The sequence below is a fragment of the Planctomycetota bacterium genome (assembly GCA_033763975.1).
GTDB lineage: Bacteria > Planctomycetota > Phycisphaerae > Phycisphaerales > UBA1924 > RI-211.
The window spans coordinates 214,766-233,017 of the sequence record JANRJM010000017.1 but is presented as its reverse complement, the minus strand read 5'-3'; the positions used below and the strand labels follow the sequence as shown (position 1 = coordinate 233,017).

The window sequence follows — 18,252 nt, the reverse complement described above, 5'->3', positions numbered from 1 at the left end:
TCGCGCTGATCCGGAGAACGCCATGAAACTCGTCAAGCGTCTGGTCATCGTGCTCGGCGTGCTGGGGGTGCTGCTGGTCGGGGGCGTCGTGCTCGCGGCCGTCTACATCGATTCCATCGCCAAGAGCGCGATCGAGAAGGGGGGCACGTACGCGATGGGCGTGCCCACCACCGTGTCCGACGTTGATGTCGGGCTGCGCTCGGGCACGTTCGCCATGCGCGAACTGCAGATCGCCAACCCGGCCGGGTTCACGGGAGACCACTTCGTCCGCCTGGCGTCCGGCGGCGTGGCCGCCGACCTCGGCTCCGTGCGTGCCCCCGTGGTCGAGGTTCCCCGCCTCGCGCTCGACGGGATTCGCGTCAACCTGGAACGCTCCGCCGCGGGCTCGAACTACGGGGTCATTCTCGACAACCTCAAGCGCTTCGAGAGCGGCGGCGGCGCCACCACGCCCGACGCGCCCTCGGAGGGTGACGCCAAGAAGTTCATCGTCCGCGAACTCGTGATCACCGATGTCGAAGTGCGGCTGCAGTTGACGGGCCTGCCCGGAGACCTCGCCGCCGTCACGGTGCCCATTCATGAGATCCGGCTGTCCAATGTCGGATCGGCCTCTGGCGGCATGACCGCCGGGCAGATCACGGCGGTGGTCGTAAAGGCGGTGCTCGAATCTGCATCGGAGCGCGGCGGGGATCTCTTCCCGCCGGAGATTCTGGGCGAGATTCGGGGGTCGCTGGCGCAACTCCAAGAAATCAAGGGCCTTGGCGTGGAGGTCGTGGGCAAGGCCGGCGAGGCGGCGCAGAAGTTGACCGAGGGATTGTCGCGGATGGGCGCGGACGCGGGCGAAAAACTCGACAAGGCCACGGACGACCTGCGGAAAGGCGCGGAAGACGCCCTGAAGAAGCTGCTGCCGGGCAAGAACTAGGGGCCGCGGGCAACTCGACCCGGGGGCAGGCTGGAGGGGCGAGCGCGGGCGGCCGATGTTCTCGGGCCGAACGGCGAAGGGCTTTTATCCATTCATCCGCATGGACGGCTATCATGGCCGTCGGGCGGGTTCCGCGACGCGGCAGCACAGGACGTGGGCATGCACATTCGGGACATCATCGCGGAGCAAGGGACGACGTTCTCGTTCGAGTTCTTCCCGCCCAAGAGCGGGGACGCGTTCGGGGAGTTGTTCGCGAACATCCGCGAGTTGGAGCCGCTGCGGCCTTCGTTCGTGTCGGTGACGTACGGCGCGGGGGGCTCCACGCGCGAGATGACGCACGAACTGGTCGTGCGCCTGCGCAGCGAGACGACGCTGGACCCGATCCCGCACCTCACGTGCGTGTGCCACTCGCCCGAGGACATCGATGGGATCCTCGCGCGGTACGCGGGCGCGGGGATCGGCAACATCATGGCCCTGCGGGGCGACGTGCCCCGCACGCTGACGAACGGCGATTCGCCCTGGAAGGGCCTGCGGTACGCGGCCGACCTGGTCGCGCGCATCCGCGCGTTCGGCGATCGGCGGCTGCACCCGGACCGGCGCGGGTTCGGGGTCGGCGTCGCGGGCTACCCGGAGGGGCACGCCGAGACGCCCAACCGGCTGAAGGAACTGGACCACCTCAAGGCGAAGGTCGACGCGGGCGCGGACTTCATCGTCACGCAGTTGTTCTTCGACAACCGGGACTTCTACGACTTCCGGGCACGCTGCGAACTGGCGGGGATCCGGATCCCGATCATCGCGGGCGTGATGCCGGTGACGAGCCTGCCCGGGATGCGCCGCATGGCGGACCTGGCGCTGGGATCGCGCTTCCCGGCGCCGCTGGTGCGTGCGATCAACCGGACGGCGGGGGACGAAGAGGCGGTGAAGCGGGTGGGCGTGCACTGGGCGACGGAGCAATGCCGCGACTTGCTGGACCACGGCGTCAAGGGCATTCACTTCTACACGCTGAACCGTTCGACGGCGACGCGGGAGATCTTCGCGAACCTCGGCGTGCGCGACGCGCGGGGGTTGCGGTAGAGGCAGGCACCGGGCACTGTGGTACGGTGACCGGGGTACGGCGTCCGGCGGAAGGTGAGCAGGAGGGGGACGGGTGCAACGGGCCGCGCTGATCAGCCTGGTGCTGGTGCTCGTGCTGGGCGCGGGGGCGTGGCTGGCGCTGCGGGGCGGGAGCGCCCCGGGGCCCGGGAAGAGCGAGCAGCCGGCACGGGTGCTCGCGGGGCTCGAGGCGGCGCGGGTGCGCTCGATCGAGGTGGCGAACGCCGCGGGCCCGATCGCGATGCTCGCGAGGCTCGACGTGCCGGACGTGTGGGTGCTCGACGCGCGCGCGGACGGCGTGCGCGTGCCCGCGCAGGAGTCGGCGGTGCGGGGCGCTATCCGCGTGCTGGCCGAACTCGACGCGCTGCCTGCGCAGGAGGACCACGACCCGGGTGAGGGGAGCGTGGACGTGCGGCTCACGCTGGACGACGGCGCGACGCGCGCGGTGCGGATCGGGGGCACGAGGCTGGGCGGACGCGTCGCCTGTCGGCTCACCGGCGAGACGGGATCGAAGACCGTGCTGGCCGAGGCGAACGTGGTGGGGCTGTTCCGGCGCGAGTCGATGGAGGGGTGGGCCGAGGGAGCGCTGGTGCCCGCCGGCGCGGGGCGGATCGCCGAGGTGACGGTGACGCGGGGCGACGCGCGCGTGCGGCTCATCGCGGGGCGACGCTGGGGCATGATGGAGCCGGTGGTGACCGTCGCCGACGCCGACGCGTGCGCCGCGCTCGTGCGTGTGCTGACGAGCGGCGGGCGGGCGCGGGCGGGGCGCCAGGCGAGCGAACTGGACGACCTGGCAACGCTGTTTGTCGTGCGCGTGCGTACCGAGTCGCGCGCGATGAAGGGCGACGGCGTGGAGTCGGTGGCGGTCGTGCACACGGTGCGCGGGGTGGACCTGGGTGCGGGCGCGGTGGGCGCGGTGGTGCGTGCGGAGGACGATGCGGGCCGCGTGCTGTGGGGGGGGTGGACGGCGGATGTCGGCCCGGGCGACCTGGAGCCCGTGCTCGGCCCGGCGGGGTCGTACATCGCGCGGGTGGCGTCGGGGGTGGCGCCGGCGGATGTCTCCGGCGTGCGGATCGGCGGCCCGTCGGGCGCGTGGACGCTGTCGGTCGAGCGGACGGTGGACGGCTGGCGCGAGTCGAGCGGCGCGGCGCTGGGCGGGGCCGACGCGGCGCAGGTGCGGGCGCTGGTGACGCTGCTGTGCGAGACGCAGGCCGGGGCAGCGACGCTGGACGCGGTGGACGCGGCGGCGTTCGCGCGGGGCGCGGTGGTGGTCGGCGGCGTGGAGGCCGAGGAGTTCGAGTTCGCGCGAGGCCGGCTGGCGCTGGAGTCGGGCGTGTCGGAGGTGCTGGTGGTGCGGGCCGGCGCGGTGAGCCGCGTGTACCCGTGGGGCGTGCACGCGGGGCTTGGCGGCTGGCTGGGGAATCGGGGGAAGTAGGGCGCTGTACGATCGGCGCGTGCGTGAACGACCGACACAAGAACCCCGGGCGCGGGTGCGCGAGTTGCGGGCGCTGCTGGCGCGGGCGAACCGCGCGTACTACGTCGACGCGGCGCCGATCATGTCGGACGCGGAGTTCGACCGGCTGCTGGCTGAACTCGGCGAGATCGAGCGGGCGCACCCGGAGCTGGATGATCCCGACAGCCCGACGCACCGCGTGGGGGGCGAGCCGATCGCGGGGTTCCGCCAGGTCGAGCACGCCGTGCCAATGCTGTCGATCGACAACACGTACGACGAGGCGGGCGTGCGCGAATGGGCGGCGCGGGTGGCGCGGCTGCTGGACGAGGCGGGGGCGGGCGAGCCCCGGTTCTTGTGCGATCCCAAGATCGACGGGGTGGCGATCTCGCTGCGGTACGAGCGCGGGCGACTGGCGTACGCCGTGACGCGCGGGGACGGGCGCGCGGGCGACGACGTGACGAGCGCGGCCCGGGTGATCCGGGCGATCCCGCTGGTGCTTGAAGACCCCACACGGAGTGTGGGGGTACCCGGGCGTGATGAAGACCCCACACGGAGTGTGGGGGTACCCGGGCGTGATGAAGACCCCACACGGAGTGTGGGGGTACCCGGGAGTGTGGGGGTACCCGTACTCGAAGTACCCGGCGTGCTGGAGGTGCGGGGCGAGGTGTACATGCCGCTGCGGGAGTTCGCGCGGATCAACCGCGAGCTGGAGGCGGCGGGGGAGGACACGCTCGCGAACGCGCGCAACGCGACGGCGGGGACGCTCAAGAACCTGGACCCCAACCTCATCGCGTCGCGACGGCTGGGATTCGTGGCGCACGGGCGCGGCGAGGTGTCGGAGGGCTTTGCGGCGTCGCACACGGCGTTCGTCGCGGGTATCCGCGCGCTGGGCGTGCCGGTGAGCGCGATGACGACGCAGCACGCGGACGTGGAGGGCGTGCTGCGGGCGATCCGCGCGTTCGACCAGGCGCGGCGCGGGCTGGACGTGCAGACCGACGGCATGGTCGTGCGCGTGGATTCGTTCGCGCAGCAGGCGGCCCTGGGGACGACGAGCAAGAGCCCGCGCTGGGTGACGGCGTTCAAGTACCCGCCCGACCGGACGATGACGCGGCTGGTGGACGTGCTGCACCAGGTGGGGAAGACGGGGAAGATCACGCCGCGGGCGGTGATGGAGCCGGTGGCGCTCGCGGGGTCGACGGTGCGTCACGCGACGCTGCACAACTACGGGCAGGTGCGGCAGAAGGACATCCGCCTCGGCGACACGGTGGAGATCGAGAAGGCGGGCGAGGTGATCCCGTACGTGGTGGGGGTGGTGTTTGATCGCAGGCCGCCGGACGCGAGGGAGATCGAGGCGCCGCGCGTGTGCCCGGAGTGCGGGGGGCCGGTGGAGGTGGAGCCGCCGGGCGCGGGGTTGGGCGCGATGGACGAGACGGGGCGGCGGTGCGTGAACCCGGAGTGCCCGGCGCAGGTGTACGAGAAACTGGTGTGGTTCTGCGGGCGCAAGCAGATGGACATCGACGGGCTGGGCGAGAAGACGATCGCGCAGGTGCGCGAGGCGAAGGCGGCCCCGCTGGAGCGGTTCGCGGACATCTTTCACCTGAAGGACCATCGCGACGCGCTGCTGGCGCTGGAGCGGATGGGCGAGAAGAAGGTCGACAACCTGCTGGCGGGCGTGGAGGCGGCGAAGGGGCGCGGGCTGGCGCGCGTGCTGGCGGGCATGGGCATCCGGCATGTCGGCGACGCGACGGCGAAGGCGCTCGCAAAGAACTTCCGCGATCTGGACGACCTGCTCGCGGCGCCGGTGTGGCGGCTGATGCCCATGGCCGTCAACCGCATGAGCCCGAAGAAGCGCAAGGAGCAGTTCGGGCTCGAGGGCGAGGTGGAGCCGGCGTACGAGACGGGGCTGGGCGAGGACACCGGGCCGGTGGTGTACGAGTACCTGCACAGCAAGGCGGCGCGGCGGACGTTCGAGGAGTTGGCGCGGGCGGGGGTCGATCTCACGTCGAAGGGGTATCGGGATCCCACACGGCGTGTGGGGGTGTCGGGAGATCTCCCCACACGGAGTGTGGGGGTACCCGGGAGTGATGAAGACCCCACACGGCGTGTGGGGGTACACAACCGGTTCGCGGGCAAGACGATCGTGCTGACGGGGACGCTCGGGTCGTACGAGCGAGAGGCGTTGAAGGAAGTGCTGGAAGGGCTGGGGGCGAAGGTGAGCGGGAGCGTGTCGGGCAAGACGAGCCTGGTGATCGCGGGGGAGAGCGCGGGGAGCAAACTGGAAAAGGCGCGGGAGTTGGGGGTCGAGGTGTGGGACGAGGAGCGCCTGCTGGCGGCGCTGCGCGAGGCGGGCGTGACGCCGCCGGAGCGCCGGGAGTAGCGGGTGCGGAACATCGAGTTCAAGGCGGAGTTGCGGGACGGGGCGTTGGCGCGGACGATCCTGCGCGCGATCCAGGCGGCGTACATCCTGACATTCGGGCAGACGGACACGTACTACCGGGTGACGAGCGGGCGGCTGAAGCGCCGGGAGACGGACGACGAGCCGGCGGAGTGGATCTCGTACGACCGGGCGAACGTGGCGGGGCCTCGGGCCAGCGAGTTCACGATTCTGACCGACGAGCAGGCGCTGGAGCGGTACGGGCGCGAGGCGCTGCCGGTGTGGGTGGTGGTGCGCAAGCGGCGCGAGGTGTGGATGCTCGGCGGCGTGCGGGTGCACCTGGACGAGGTCGACGGGCTGGGCTCGTTCCTCGAGCTGGAGGCGCTCGTGACGCGCGACCACACCGAGGCGCGGGCGCGGGCGGCGGTGGAGGAACTGCGCCGACAGCTCGGGCCAGCGCTGGGAGAGTTGATCGACCGGTCGTACAGCGACATGGCGGCGGACGAGCGCGAGCGGGCGGCGCGGTAGGTGGGGGCGGGACGGCGTGCGGGCGGGCCGGTATCCTGAGCGGATGCAAGAAGCCCGGATGACGTTGCGTGGCGCGGCATTGGCCGCGGGTGCGCTGGTGCTGAGCGCGGTGCTGGCGGGGCAGGGGCAGAAGCCCGCGTCGCAGCCGGCCCCGACGCCAACCCCGACGCCAACCCCCACGCCGACCCCTACACCCCCGCCGCAGCCCCCTGCGCCGACGCCGGCGGAGCCGGAGAAGAAGCCGGCGGACGGTGCGGAGAAGAAGGAGCCGAAGCTGAACGCGGGGCTGCTGGCGGGCATGCCGCTGCGGTCGATCGGGCCGGCGCTGTTCTCGGGGCGGATCGCCGACTTCGCGATGCACCCGGCCAGGCCGCACGAGTTCTACGTGGCGGTGGCGTCGGGCAACGTGTGGAAGACGACCAACGGGGGCGTGACGTTGACGCCGGTGTTCGACTCGTACGGGTCGTACTCGATCGGCGTGGTCACGATGGACCCGAGCAACCCGAGCGTGGTGTGGGTGGGCACGGGGGAGAACAACTCGCAGCGCTCGGTGGGGTGGGGCGACGGCGTGTACGTCTCTCGCGACGCGGGTAAGTCGTTCACGAACGTCGGGCTGAAGGAATCGGAGCACATCGGCGAGATCGTCGTCGACCCGCGCGACTCGAACGTGGTGTACGTCGCGGCGCAGGGCCCGCTCTGGCGGAGCGGGGGCGACCGCGGGCTCTACAAGACGACCGACGGCGGGCAGACGTGGGCGCGCGTGCTGCACATCTCCGACGACACGGGCGTCAACGAGGTGCACCTGGACCCCCGCAACCCCGACGTGCTGTACGCGAGCGCCTACCAGCGCCGGCGCCACGTGTGGACGCTCATCAACGGCGGGCCCGAGTCGGCGATCTACAAGAGCACCGACGCGGGCGCGACCTGGCGGAAGATCGAGAAGGGCCTCCCGAGCGTCGACAAGGGACGCATCGGGATGGCGGTGAGCCCCGCGAACCCGGACATCGTGTACGCGATCGTCGAGGCGGCCCAGGGCGAGGGGGGCGTGTTCCGGTCGACCGATCGGGGCGAGAGTTGGGAGAAGCGCAGCTCGTACATGACGAGCAGCCCCCAGTACTACAACGAGCTCGTGCCCGACCCGCACAACGCGGACCGGTTCTACACGATGGACACGTTCATGCACGTGACCGACGACGGCGGGGCGACGCTCACGCGCGTGCCGATCGCCGACACGCACGTCGACTTCCATGCGCTGTGGATCGACCCCAAGAACACCGACCACCTGATCGCCGGGAACGACGGGGGCATCTACGAGACCTTCGACCGTGCCAACTGGCGACACGTCCCGAACCTGCCCGTGATGCAGTTCTACCGCGTGGCGGTCGACAACGCGAAGCCCTTCTACAACGTGTACGGCGGGACGCAGGACAACAACACGCTCGGCGGCCCCAGCCGCACGATCGACCGCATCGGCATCCCCAGCGAGTCGTGGTTCGTCACGGTGGGGGGCGACGGGTTCGAGCCGGCGGTGGACCCCGACGATCCGAACATCGTGTACAGCCAGTGGCAGCACGCGGGGCTGATCCGGTTCGACCGGCGGACGGGGGAGATCGTTGACATCAAGCCGCGCGAGAAGGCGGGCGAAGCGCCCTTCGTGTGGAACTGGGATTCGGCGCTCACCATCAGCCCGCACAACGGGAAGCGCCTGTACTTCGGCTCGCGCGTGCTGCACCGCTCGGACGACCGGGGCGACACGTGGACAACGGTGAGCCCGGACCTGACCCGGGGCGTTGATCGCAACCGGCTCACGGTGATGGGCGTGGTGCAGAAGCCCGACGCCGTGGCGAAGCACATGTCGACCTCGATCTACGGGAACATCGTGTCGCTGAGCGAATCACCGATGGTGGAGGGGCTGCTGTACGTCGGCACCGACGACGGGCTGATCCAGGTGACCGAGGACGCGGGGAAGACCTGGCGGAAGATCGACAAGGTGCCCGGCGTGCCCGAGATGACGTACGTGAGCGACCTGGAGGCGTCGCGCCACGACCCGGACCGGGTGTACGCGACGTTCGACCACCACAAGAACGGGGATTTCACGCCTTACGTGCTGCGGAGCGACGACCGCGGGCGGACGTGGACGCCCATCGCGGGCGACCTGCCGGCGAAGGACACGGTGCTGTCGATCGTGGAGGACCACGTGCGGCCCGAGCTGCTGTTCGTGGGCACCGAGTTCGGCGTGTACACGTCGCTGGACGCGGGGCAGACGTGGCTCAAACTCGGGGGCGTGCCGACGATCGCGGTGCGCGACCTGGAGATCCAGCGGCGCGAGAGCGACCTGGTGATCGCGACGTTCGGGCGCGGGTTCTACGTGCTCGACGACTACTCGCCCCTGCGGAGTTTGAACGAGGACGCGCTGCAGCAGGACGCGCTGCTGCTGACGCCCCGCCCGGCGCTGAGCTACATCGAGACCTCGCGCCTGGGGGGCACGTTCGGACGCGGGTGGGTGGGGGCCGATCACTACGCGGCCAAGAACCCGCCCTTCGGCGCGGTGTTTACGTACTACCTCAAGGACAAGGTGATGTCGCGCAAGGAGCGCCGTGCCGAGGCCGAGAAGAAGGACGGGTGGACGTACCCGAGCGTGGACGACTTCCGCGCGGAGGACCGCGAGCCCGAGCCCAAGGTGCTGCTGGTGATCCGCGACGGATCGGGCGAGGTGATCCGGCGGCTGGAAGTGCCGCGGGAGGCGGGGCTGCACCGCGTGGCGTGGAACCTGCGGTACGCGTCGAGCTCGCCCGTCTCGCTGGGCACGCGCGGGCTGGACCCCTGGGACGTGGAGACGGACGGCACGCTCGTGCCGCCGGGCACGTACGGGGCCCAACTGGCGACGCTGGTGGACGGCGTGGAAACGCCGCTGGGCGAGCGTGTGGAGGTGACGGTGGTCGACGCGAACCTGTCGCCCCTTTCGGTGCGCGACGAGGCGCGCGACGACAAGTTCGACTTCGAGCGCAAGCTCGCGAACCTGCAGCGTGCGGTCGAGGGCGCGTCGTCGGTGGCGGGCGAGGTGCAGGGACGCCTGGAGCACCTGCTGAAGGGCGCGAAGATGACGCCCGGGCTCGACGGCGCGGTGCTCGCGCGCATCGAGGCGGTGCGACGGCGCGTGGCCGACGTGCAGGCGTCGCTGCGGGGCGATCCGACGCTGTCGCGCCGTGCCGAGCCCGAGCCGCCGTCGATCTCGTCGCGCGTGTCGGAGGCGGTCTCGTCGCTGCTGTTCACGACGCAGGCGCCGACGACGACGCAGCGCGAGCAGTACGCGCTCGCGTGCGACGAGTTCGAGCGGACGCTCGCGGACCTGCGCCGGCTGATCACCGAAGACCTGGCGGCGCTGGAGCGAGACATGGAGGCGGCGGGCGCGCCGTGGACGCCCGGGCGACTGCCGGAGTGGACGCGCTAGGCGGGGTCTCGCTGGCGGGGCAGCACGACGTCGAGCGAGATGAGCACGAGCATGAGGGCGGTGAGCGCGTTGAACACGCCGCCCCCGACGATGATGAGCCAGAAGGCGCCGGCGATCTCGCGCGCGCCGATCTGGCCGACGAAGTCCAGCAGCAGGCCCAGACCGGCCAGCGCGGTCAGGCCCCCGACGAGCCCGCGCGGCCAGCGGGTGAGGCAGAGCAGCGCGCCCACGCCGATGGCGATGATGCCCAGGCTCAGGGCGTGCGCGTGGATGGAGATCGCCAGGACCTTGGGGTCGACGGGCTTCACGTCGCGCGAGGTGGCCAGGGCCCGCACGTCGTCCCAGTAGTCGAGGGGGATGGTCTTCGCGATGGGGTGCTGCTCGGCGACGGAGCGGGCGTGGCACGAGAGGCAGTCGGCGCGGATGATCTCGGCGGGGGCCATGTCGCCCAGGTCGAGGTTGTCGTACTCGGTGCTGAGGCGCGGGTTGCCGCCGGCGGGGCGCTGGCCGTTGGCGTCCTTCTTGCCGAGCAGCCAGTCGAGCAGGGCGTCACGCCGCGCCGCGGGCTGGGTCTCGGGGTGGTTGCGTTCCAGTGCCTCGACGAGCGGCGCGCGGGTGCGCAGCCCGTGGTACGCGCCCTGGATGTCGTCGGGCGAGAGGCCCGGGCGTTCGTCGCGCTTCTCGTAGTGCCACTTGATATGGAGCGCCGAGGCGCCCAGGCCGATGGCCAGCACGAGGCAGGCGAAGACGACGCCCAGACGCGCGCCGGTGGGGAGACGACGGAGAACCGAGACGGGCATCTGGCTAGACCTCCCTCAGCAGCGCGGGGTCGATGTCGACGCGCGTGCCTTCCTTGACGGCGCGGGCGGCGTGGATGGCGACGATCGTGGCGCGGGCGCCCTCGCTGGCCGAGCAGCGCACCTCGGCCTTGTCGATGATCGACGCGAGGAAGTCGTTGAGGGCGTAGTAGTGGGGCGGGTAGGGAAGGCCGACGCCCTCCTTGAGTTTGCCCTGCTCGGCGAGCTTGGTGGCGCCGGCGATGAGCGTGATGCCCTCGTCGTTGTGGAACTGCTGACGGTTCGCGTAGACCTCCCAGCCCTGCGTGGGCGCGTCGGCCTCCTTGAACATCCAGGCATGCGACCACGCGAGCTTGATGGCGGCGTTGACGCCCGTGAAGGTCTCGTGCCGCCCGCCGAAGGAGTTCGCGCACGTCGCGTCGTAGTGGGCCTCGCGATCATCGTCCCACCGGAAGGTGCAGCGGATGGCGTCGTGGACCTCGCGCCCGTCCTGGTGCAGGCGGATCGACCCGTGCCCGCTGACGCTCGCGGGGTACGAGCCCCGGTACCAGTGCAGCACGTCGAACTGCTGCACGCCCCACTCGCCCGCGAGCCCAAGCGAGACCGAGGGATCGAGCCACCAGTCGCCCGGGCGCCCCCAGGGCGTCTTGTAGTGGTTCTGCGCGTACATCGACACCAGGTCTCGCACCGCGTCGGACCGGAAGAACGTCCGCGCGAGCTGGTACACCGGGTTCGAACGCCCCTCGCACCCGACGGCGAAGACCTTGCCCGAGCCCCGGGCGGCCTTGGCGATCGCCACGCAGTCCTCCACCGTGTGGGCGATCGGCGCCTCGCAGTACACGTGCTTGCCGGCGGCGATGCACGCCAACGCGATGTCCTTGTGCAGGTGCGTGGGCGTCGCGATGATCACCGCCTCGACCTCGGGGGCGTCGCGCAGCATCGCCGCGTGATCGGCGAAGACCCTGGCCCCCCGCGCGCGGCTGGCCTGGCTCTCGGCGTTGCGCTCCACCGTGTCGCACAGCGCCACGACCTTCGCGCCCGCGCCCAGGCGCTCCACCAGTTCGAGCAGCAGCCGGCGCCCCTGGCGCCCGCACCCGACGATGCCCACCCCGAGCGGCGCGCCGTGGGCGCGGACGGCGGCGGGGAGCGAGCCGGGCGTCAGGGCGACGAGTGCCGCCCCGGCGGCGGTGGCGAGGAACGTTCGGCGGTCGAACTGGCTCATGTGGAACCTCCGAGAGGCGGGGGAGTGGTGTGCGAATCGGCGGGCGCGTCCACGTCTATGCACCCGCGCGGGTCGTCGATGGTCCAGGCGCCGCGCGCGAGCACGGCGCTCGTCGTGGTGCTCGTCGTGGGGCCCGTCGCGGGCCCGTCGGACGCCGCGTCGAGGGTAGTCGGCCGCCGGGCGAGGACCAGCAGCGCCGTCGACCACGCGTCGGCGAGCGCGCCGCTTCGGGCGACGACGAGGGCGGCCCCGGCGGATTCGACGGGTACGCCCGATCGCGGGTCGATGACGTGTCCGACATCGCGACTCCCCACGTGCGCGACCCGCCCGCCCGGCTCGCTGACACCCAGGCACGCATCGCGCAGGCGCACGCCCAGGGTCGGCCCGGGCGCCCGCGGGCGCACGCGGACGTGCCAGGCCTGCAGCCCCGGGGGCGCCCCGATGGCGCCGACGGAACTGGTGCCGGCGTGGATGAGGGCCGCGGGAACGCCGGCGTCGCGGAGGATCGCCAGCGCGACGTCGATGGCGTGCCCCTTGGCGATCGCGCCCAGGTCGAGCTGCATGCCGGGTCGGGCGAGTCGTACGGAGCAGGACGCGGCGTCGAGATCGACGTGCGCAAAGCCGACGCGAGCGCGGGCCGCGTCGAGGGCGGCGTGGTCGGGGGGACAGTTCGGGGATTCGCCCCGCAGGCCCCAGAGGCGCATGAGCGGGCCGATGGTGGGATCGAACGCGCCGGCGCTCTCGGCCCAGACCCGGTGCGCCAGGGCGAGCAGGTCGAAGAGATCACCCGCGACGGCGATGGGCGCCGTGTGCGCCTCGCGGTTGATGCGCGAGAGGGTGCTGACGGGGTCGAACGCGGAGAGGCGGTCGTGGAGGGAGGCGATCTCGTCGAGCGCGCGGTCGCCGGCGGCGCGCAGCGTGGGCGCGTCGGTCCCGGCGAGGACGAGCTCGAAGCGGCAACCCATGGCGTACGCCGCGAGGCGCACGAGGTCGGGCGTGCTCAGGCGCGGGTGGCCTTCATGGTCTTGGGATCGAACGACCAGGACCCGCCCTCCCACATCGCGCGGGTGGCGAGGTCCACGCAGACCATGACCTTGGTGCCCTGCTCGATGTCGCTGAACGGCTGCTGGCGGGTGCGCATGCACGAGAGCCAGTTGACGCGGTGCTGGTCCTGCTCGTCGCCGACGTCGGGGCAGTTGATCGTGCGTTCCTCGACCTCGGCCTGCCAGGCGCGCTCGGGGCGGACGACGCAGTGCCGGCTGTTGAGGAAGATGTTGCCCTTCTGGCAGCGGATCATCTTCTCGAGCCCGGCCTCGTTGTTCGTGTTGCCCGCGACAATCATGGTGTGCCCGTTCTCGAACTGCACGGTCAGGTTCACCTGGTCGTGGTTCTCCATCTCCTTGTCGACATGGTGGGCGCCCATGGCGCTGACCCGAACCGGCCAGCCGCAGTTGTTCATCGCGGCGAAGAGCGGGGTCATCTCGTGCACGAGGAGGTCGCCCACGATGCCCGTCGAGCACTCGCGGTAGCGCCGCCAGCGGATGTAGACCTTGGGGTCCCAGGCGCGCTTGCCGATCGGGCGGCACCACTGCTCCCAGTCGAGGTTCACGCCCGGCTGCCACTTGTCGTCGATCCCGTAGTAGTTCCACTCGCCCTTGGGCGTGTTGCGGCAGTAGGAGCACTGGCTCCACAGGGCCGGCCCGAGCTCGCCGCTCTCGATGAGCTTCTTGGCCTCGAGGTACTTGGGCTGGGCGGCGTACTGCGTGCCGACCTGCATGATGAGCTCGGGGTTGGCCCGCACGACCTTGCGCAGGCGCAGCGCGTCGGCGAGGTTGAGCGTCATCGGCTTCTCGAGGTAGACGTCCTTGCCGGCGAGGAGCGCGTCGATGGCGTGGTCGGCGTGCCAGTGCTCGGGGCTGGCGATGAGCACGCCGTGGATGTCCTGGCGTGCCAAGAGCTGGCGGTAGTCGCGATAGGTCTCGACGCTGACGTCGGGGTATTCCTTCTGGCAGTGCGCCTGGGCTTTCTGCACGAAGAGGTCGTTGACGTCGGCGAGGGCGACGACGTGGACCTTCTCGCGGTTCTTCTTCATGATGTTGCAGAAGGCGTGCACGTGCCCGGTGCCCATGCCGCCGGTGCCGATGACGCCGATGCGGATCGTCTCGCCCTCGCTCAGCGGGACGCGGGGCTTGGCGGTGGGGGCGGGGGAGGTGGCGCCCGCGCTGGCGACGGGCTTGCCCTTGGTGGCGCACGCCGCGAGGGCGCCCGCGCCGGCGATGAGCGCCGCGGTGGAGAGGAACGAGCGCCGGGACTGCCCGTGCTCGGCGTGCGGGGCGGGTTCGTGCGTCATGGAGTGCGCTCCTGGAGGTCGTGCGAGGCGGAACGATCGGGGAAGGAACGCGCGAAGGACGCGCGCCCCGCGCAGGCTACCGGGTCGGGCCGGGCGGTTCAAGCCCTGTCTGCGGGGCCGCGCTCGCGGCACGCTCGCGGAACAGCGCGATGAAGACGAGCATGATGACGCCGGCGAAGACGCACGGCCACAGCCAGATGTCCTTCCAGGCCAGGACGGTCGCGCCGTCGGGCCCGTCGGTCGTGAAGTGCCCGACGAGGCGTCCGAACGCCTGCGCCCCGATGAACATGCCCAGGCCCTGCGTCACGAGCACGAGGAACCCCTGAGCCTGGCTGCGGATCCGGGGGTTGGCGGCCTTGTCCACGTAGATCATGCCGGTCACGAAGAAGAAGTCGTAGCAGATGCCGTGCAGCAGGATGCCGCCCAGGATCATCCACTCCACCCGCCCGTCCCACGCCCCGGCGAAGAGCCCGTAGCGCACGACCCAGGCGAGCATGCCGATCGCGAGCATCCACTTCACGCCCAGGCGCGCGAAGCACAGCGGCATCACCAGCATGAACAGGATCTCGGACATCTGCCCGAACGACATCGTGAACACCGCCGAGTCGTTCACGACCGCCCCGGCCGCCTCAACATAGTTCCGCGCGAAGGCGTAGTACCCCGCCAGCGGGATGCACAGCAGGAACGAGCACACCATGAAGACCGCGTAGTTGGGCTTGGCCAGGAGCGCGATCGAGTCGAGCCCAAGGATCTCGCGGACGCTGGGCTTGCTGCCCCGCGCGGGCGGGGGCGTGTGGGGCAGCGTGAACGAGTACAGCCCCAGCGCGATCGCCGCGACGCCGGCCAGGTAGAACTGCTCGGCGGCCTGGTCCTTTCCGGGCAGGAAGCTCACGGCGATGTTGCCGGCGATCCAGCCGATCGTGCCCCAGACACGCACGAGCGGGAACTGCTTCTCGCGGTTGGGCAGGTTGTGGAACGAGAGGCTGCTCGTCAGCCCCAGGGTGGGCATGAAGCACAGCATGTGTCCCAGCAGCACGAGCGTGTAGGGGTGGAAGAAGGCCGAGCCGTCGGTCTCGGGGTTGTACGCCTCGGCGACCGCCGGGGCGGCGAAGAGGATGCCCCCGCCCAGCAGCATCATCACGGCGAGCACGCGCTCGGTGGGGAAGTAGCGATCGGCGATGAGCCCGAGGAAGAACGGCGAGAGGATCGCGGCGATCGGGCCCACGGAGTACGCCGCCGGGATCAGCCCGCCCATGTCGGTGCGGTTCATGAACCCGGTCATCGAGACGTACCAGGCGCCCCAGACGAAGAACTGCAGGAACATCATGACGCTGAGGCGGGCGACGACGCCGACGCCGCCGGCGGCGTTCGGATTGCCCGTGTTCGAGTGATCCATCGAGGAGTCCCCCGTGCTGTCGAGCGCGGACGGGCGAATGCCGTCCGACGCGCGGCGTGGAAGCGGGCCAGTCTACAGACTTGCCCGCCCGAGGGGAAAGCGCGTCGCGCGGGCCTCGGGGCATCGCGCTGGCGCCGGGGACGTCGCCGGGCCCGCGCGCGGGGCGGGGGTACCATCCGCCCGTGATCACCCGCCGGCACGCGTTCTCGCTCATCGAACTGCTGGTCGTGATCGCGGTGATCGCCGTGCTCATCGGCATCCTGCTGCCCGCCCTCGGGCAGGCGCGCATGACCGCCCGGGCCACCGTGTGCGGGGCGCGGCTCCAGCAGATCGGCGTGGGGCTGACGGCCTACCTGAACGACTTCCCCGAGCGCCTGCCGCAGATGAAGGGGCCGCTGCCCGAAGGGGGAGAAAGCGTCATCGGCGCGCTCTTCGCGGGCAAGAAGGGGCAGTTGCCGTTCTACGCCATCGACGAGATCGGGGCGGCGCGGCGCCCGCTGAACGGGTATCTGTCCGAGCAGGCGTACGAGGACGAAAAGACGCCAGGCTCGGTGGACCTCGCGTGGGCACGGTCGCCGAGCGACAAGGGAGCGTCGAGCACGGGCGTGCCGATCCCCGGGTTCGAGCGGACGGACTCGATGTACGACCTGATCGGATGCTCGTACACGCTGAACGACCACACACTGGCGGGCGAGGAGCAGGCGACGCTGGTGCCGCTCGGGGGCGGGCGCATGCCGCCGGTGACCAACACGTCCAAGACGTGGGTGATCGGGACGCACTCGATTTACAACTATCAACAAGGGGGCGACCGCGGGATGCGCTGGTTCCATCCGAACCGGGTCGAAGCGGGGCTGCTGTTCGTCGACATGCACGTGCGGACGCGCGTGCCCGTGCCACCGGGCGTCGAGAACACGACGGCGGAGTACACGTTCCTGCCTTAGCTTGAGCCCAGTTTTCGGGCGCGGTCGGGGTCGCCGCTGAATGGCAGGGCCCCGCGAAGGCGGGGAACGCGCAAGTACACTGTCGAGAATCGGAAAGCGGTTCGGCTCTTCCGCAGATTCGGCAACGGTCGCTCGACTTCGCCTTGGAATCTCCGCTCCTGGGGAACGCAGCGTGCGCAGTGTCGCCCTGCGCGACGCTCACCCACCCCCCAGCGGGTTGTTGAAGTGGGCGCTCTGGATCGGCACCACGGCCTCCAGGATCTGCGTGAGCACCTCGGCCGGTGAGCCCATCGCGTCGACCTCGCTGATGAGGTCGGGGTCGTAGAACTCGAGCATCGGGCGCGTTTCGGCCTCGTACACCTCGAAACGCCGGCGGATGACATCGTCCTGGGCGTCGTCAACCCGGTTCTGCTTGAGGGCCCGCTTCTTCATGCGCTCGAAGAGCGCCTCGCGGTCTTTCGCGACGAGGTTGATGATGCGCAGGACGTTGATGTACTTGTAGAGCAGTTTCGCCTGGTTGACGGTGCGGGGCAGGCCGTCGAGCACGAGCAGGTCCTGGCTGGGCTTGAAGGTGCCGAGGATGACGTGGGCGTAGAGGTTCTGGCTCCAGATGCGGATGGTGACGTCGTCGGGGACGAGCTCGCCCCGCGAGGAGTATTGGTAGAACAGCTTGCCGATGTCGCTGGACATGTCGAGCGAGCGGAAGATCGCGCCGGTGGAGCAGTGAAAGAAGCCGGGGATCTTCGCGAGGATCTCGCCCTGGGTGCCCTTGCCCGAGCCGGGCGGGCCGAACAGCAGGATGGTCTGGTACGGTCCGGACACGGCGTTCCCCCGATCGGCGACGGTGGCGGGCGAAGGGCGTGAGTGTACCCAGACGCCGGTCAAAACGCAGCGCCGAACCGACGCGCGCGGATGGTCGCCGGGTTCTCGGGCGGGCGGGCGGCGGTGGCGGGCGGGTTAGGTGCGTCCGCGGGCCGCGGCACGGGCGCCGCGACGGGTGCCGGTGCTCGGTGCGCGCGTGCGGGCGGGCGGGGGCCCCTCGACGCGGACAGTCGAGGGCGGGGCGGGGTGCACGCCGTTGGGGGGCGCCGGGTCGGCGATCTTCTCACCGGTGATGGGGTTGTTGAAGTGTGCTTCCTGGATGGGCACGACCCACTCGAGGATGTGCTCGAGCACGCGGGCCGGAGATCCGGTGGCGTCGACCTCGCGGACGAGATCGGCGCGGTAGTACTCGAGGACGGGGAACGTTTCCTTCTCGTAGATCTGCCAACGCTTGCGGATGACGTCTTCCTTGGCGTCGTCGAAGCGGTTTTCCTTGAGGGCGCGCCGGTGGAGGCGCTGGACCATTTCCTCCTTGTTGGGGCAGACGAGGTGGATGACCTGGAGCACGTTGATGTGCTTCTCGAGGAGGCGCGCCTGGTTGACGTTGCGGGGGATGCCGTCGAGCACGAGCAGGTCGACGTTGGGCTTGTAGTCGCTGAGCACGGTGCGGGCGTGCATGTTCTGGTGCCACATCTTGACGGTGACGTCGTCGGGCACGAGAAGGCCCTTGGAGGAGTGCTGGACGAAGGTGCGGCCAAGGTCGCTGTTGATGTCGAGCGTGCGGAAGACCTCGCCGCAGGAGAGGTGGTAGAAGCCGGGGATCTGGCCGAGGATCTTGCCCTGCGTGCCCTTGCCCGCGCCGGGCGCCCCGAAGAGAAGAATGGACTGAAAGCGCGCCATGGGTGGA

At 70.8% G+C, this 18,252-nt stretch carries 14 protein-coding genes; 7 read left to right on the top strand and 7 right to left on the bottom strand.

The annotated features are described in order from the left end of the window. Positions 1-22: 22 nt before the first annotated feature. The 6 genes from SFY69_11560 to SFY69_11535 all read left to right on the top strand — a co-directional run bounded on the left by SFY69_11560 (position 23) and on the right by SFY69_11535 (position 9,817). Entirely contained in the window at positions 23-919 is an 897-nt protein-coding gene (locus tag SFY69_11560; protein ID MDX2132676.1) for a hypothetical protein, read from the top strand. A gap of 159 nt (positions 920-1,078) precedes the next feature. Further along, positions 1,079-1,993 carry a methylenetetrahydrofolate reductase [NAD(P)H] gene (gene metF / locus SFY69_11555; protein ID MDX2132675.1) on the top strand — a complete coding sequence of 305 codons (915 nt, stop codon included), beginning with the start codon at positions 1,079-1,081 and terminating at the stop codon, positions 1,991-1,993. A 73-nt stretch (positions 1,994-2,066) separates the two neighbouring features. Further along, positions 2,067-3,446, top strand: a complete 1,380-nt coding sequence (locus SFY69_11550; GenBank protein MDX2132674.1) for a hypothetical protein — start codon at positions 2,067-2,069, stop codon at positions 3,444-3,446. Between the two features lie 19 nt (positions 3,447-3,465). Continuing rightward, positions 3,466-5,841 carry an NAD-dependent DNA ligase LigA gene (ligA, locus tag SFY69_11545; protein MDX2132673.1) on the top strand — a complete coding sequence of 792 codons (2,376 nt, stop codon included), beginning with the start codon at positions 3,466-3,468 and terminating at the stop codon, positions 5,839-5,841. A gap of 3 nt (positions 5,842-5,844) precedes the next feature. Next, a complete protein-coding gene (locus SFY69_11540; protein ID MDX2132672.1) occupies positions 5,845-6,366 on the top strand; it encodes a class IV adenylate cyclase in 522 nt (173 codons plus the stop codon). A gap of 43 nt (positions 6,367-6,409) precedes the next feature. Beyond that, a complete protein-coding gene (locus SFY69_11535) occupies positions 6,410-9,817 on the top strand; it encodes a glycosyl hydrolase (protein MDX2132671.1) in 3,408 nt (1,135 codons plus the stop codon). Here the strand turns inward: SFY69_11535 and SFY69_11530 are convergent. The 5 genes from SFY69_11530 to SFY69_11510 all read right to left on the bottom strand — a co-directional run bounded on the left by SFY69_11530 (position 9,814) and on the right by SFY69_11510 (position 15,582). Further along, positions 9,814-10,617, bottom strand: a complete 804-nt coding sequence (locus tag SFY69_11530; protein MDX2132670.1) for a hypothetical protein — start codon at positions 10,615-10,617, stop codon at positions 9,814-9,816. The genes SFY69_11535 and SFY69_11530 overlap by 4 nt on opposite strands. A 4-nt stretch (positions 10,618-10,621) precedes the next feature. Beyond that, a complete protein-coding gene (locus tag SFY69_11525) occupies positions 10,622-11,836 on the bottom strand; it encodes a Gfo/Idh/MocA family oxidoreductase (protein MDX2132669.1) in 1,215 nt (404 codons plus the stop codon). Beyond that, complete coding sequence (locus SFY69_11520) at positions 11,833-12,801, bottom strand: FAD:protein FMN transferase (GenBank protein MDX2132668.1); 969 nt, start codon at positions 12,799-12,801, stop codon at positions 11,833-11,835. Before SFY69_11520 ends, SFY69_11525 begins: the two co-directional genes overlap by 4 nt. A 35-nt stretch (positions 12,802-12,836) precedes the next feature. Next, positions 12,837-14,186, bottom strand: coding sequence for a Gfo/Idh/MocA family oxidoreductase (locus SFY69_11515; protein ID MDX2132667.1), 1,350 nt, complete (start codon positions 14,184-14,186; stop codon positions 12,837-12,839). A gap of 76 nt (positions 14,187-14,262) precedes the next feature. Next, positions 14,263-15,582 (bottom strand): nucleoside permease, encoded by a 1,320-nt coding sequence (locus SFY69_11510; protein ID MDX2132666.1) that lies wholly within the window; start codon positions 15,580-15,582, stop codon positions 14,263-14,265. A gap of 182 nt (positions 15,583-15,764) precedes the next feature. On the opposite strand from SFY69_11510, the gene SFY69_11505 reads away from it, so the two are divergent. Beyond that, entirely contained in the window at positions 15,765-16,523 is a 759-nt protein-coding gene (locus SFY69_11505; GenBank protein ID MDX2132665.1) for a type II secretion system protein, read from the top strand. A gap of 198 nt (positions 16,524-16,721) precedes the next feature. On the opposite strand, the gene SFY69_11500 is transcribed toward SFY69_11505, so the two are convergent. Next, positions 16,722-17,345, bottom strand: a complete 624-nt coding sequence (locus tag SFY69_11500) for a nucleoside monophosphate kinase (GenBank protein ID MDX2132664.1) — start codon at positions 17,343-17,345, stop codon at positions 16,722-16,724. Between the two features lie 135 nt (positions 17,346-17,480). Continuing rightward, positions 17,481-18,245 (bottom strand): nucleoside monophosphate kinase, encoded by a 765-nt coding sequence (locus SFY69_11495; protein MDX2132663.1) that lies wholly within the window; start codon positions 18,243-18,245, stop codon positions 17,481-17,483. Positions 18,246-18,252: the final 7 nt, after the last annotated feature.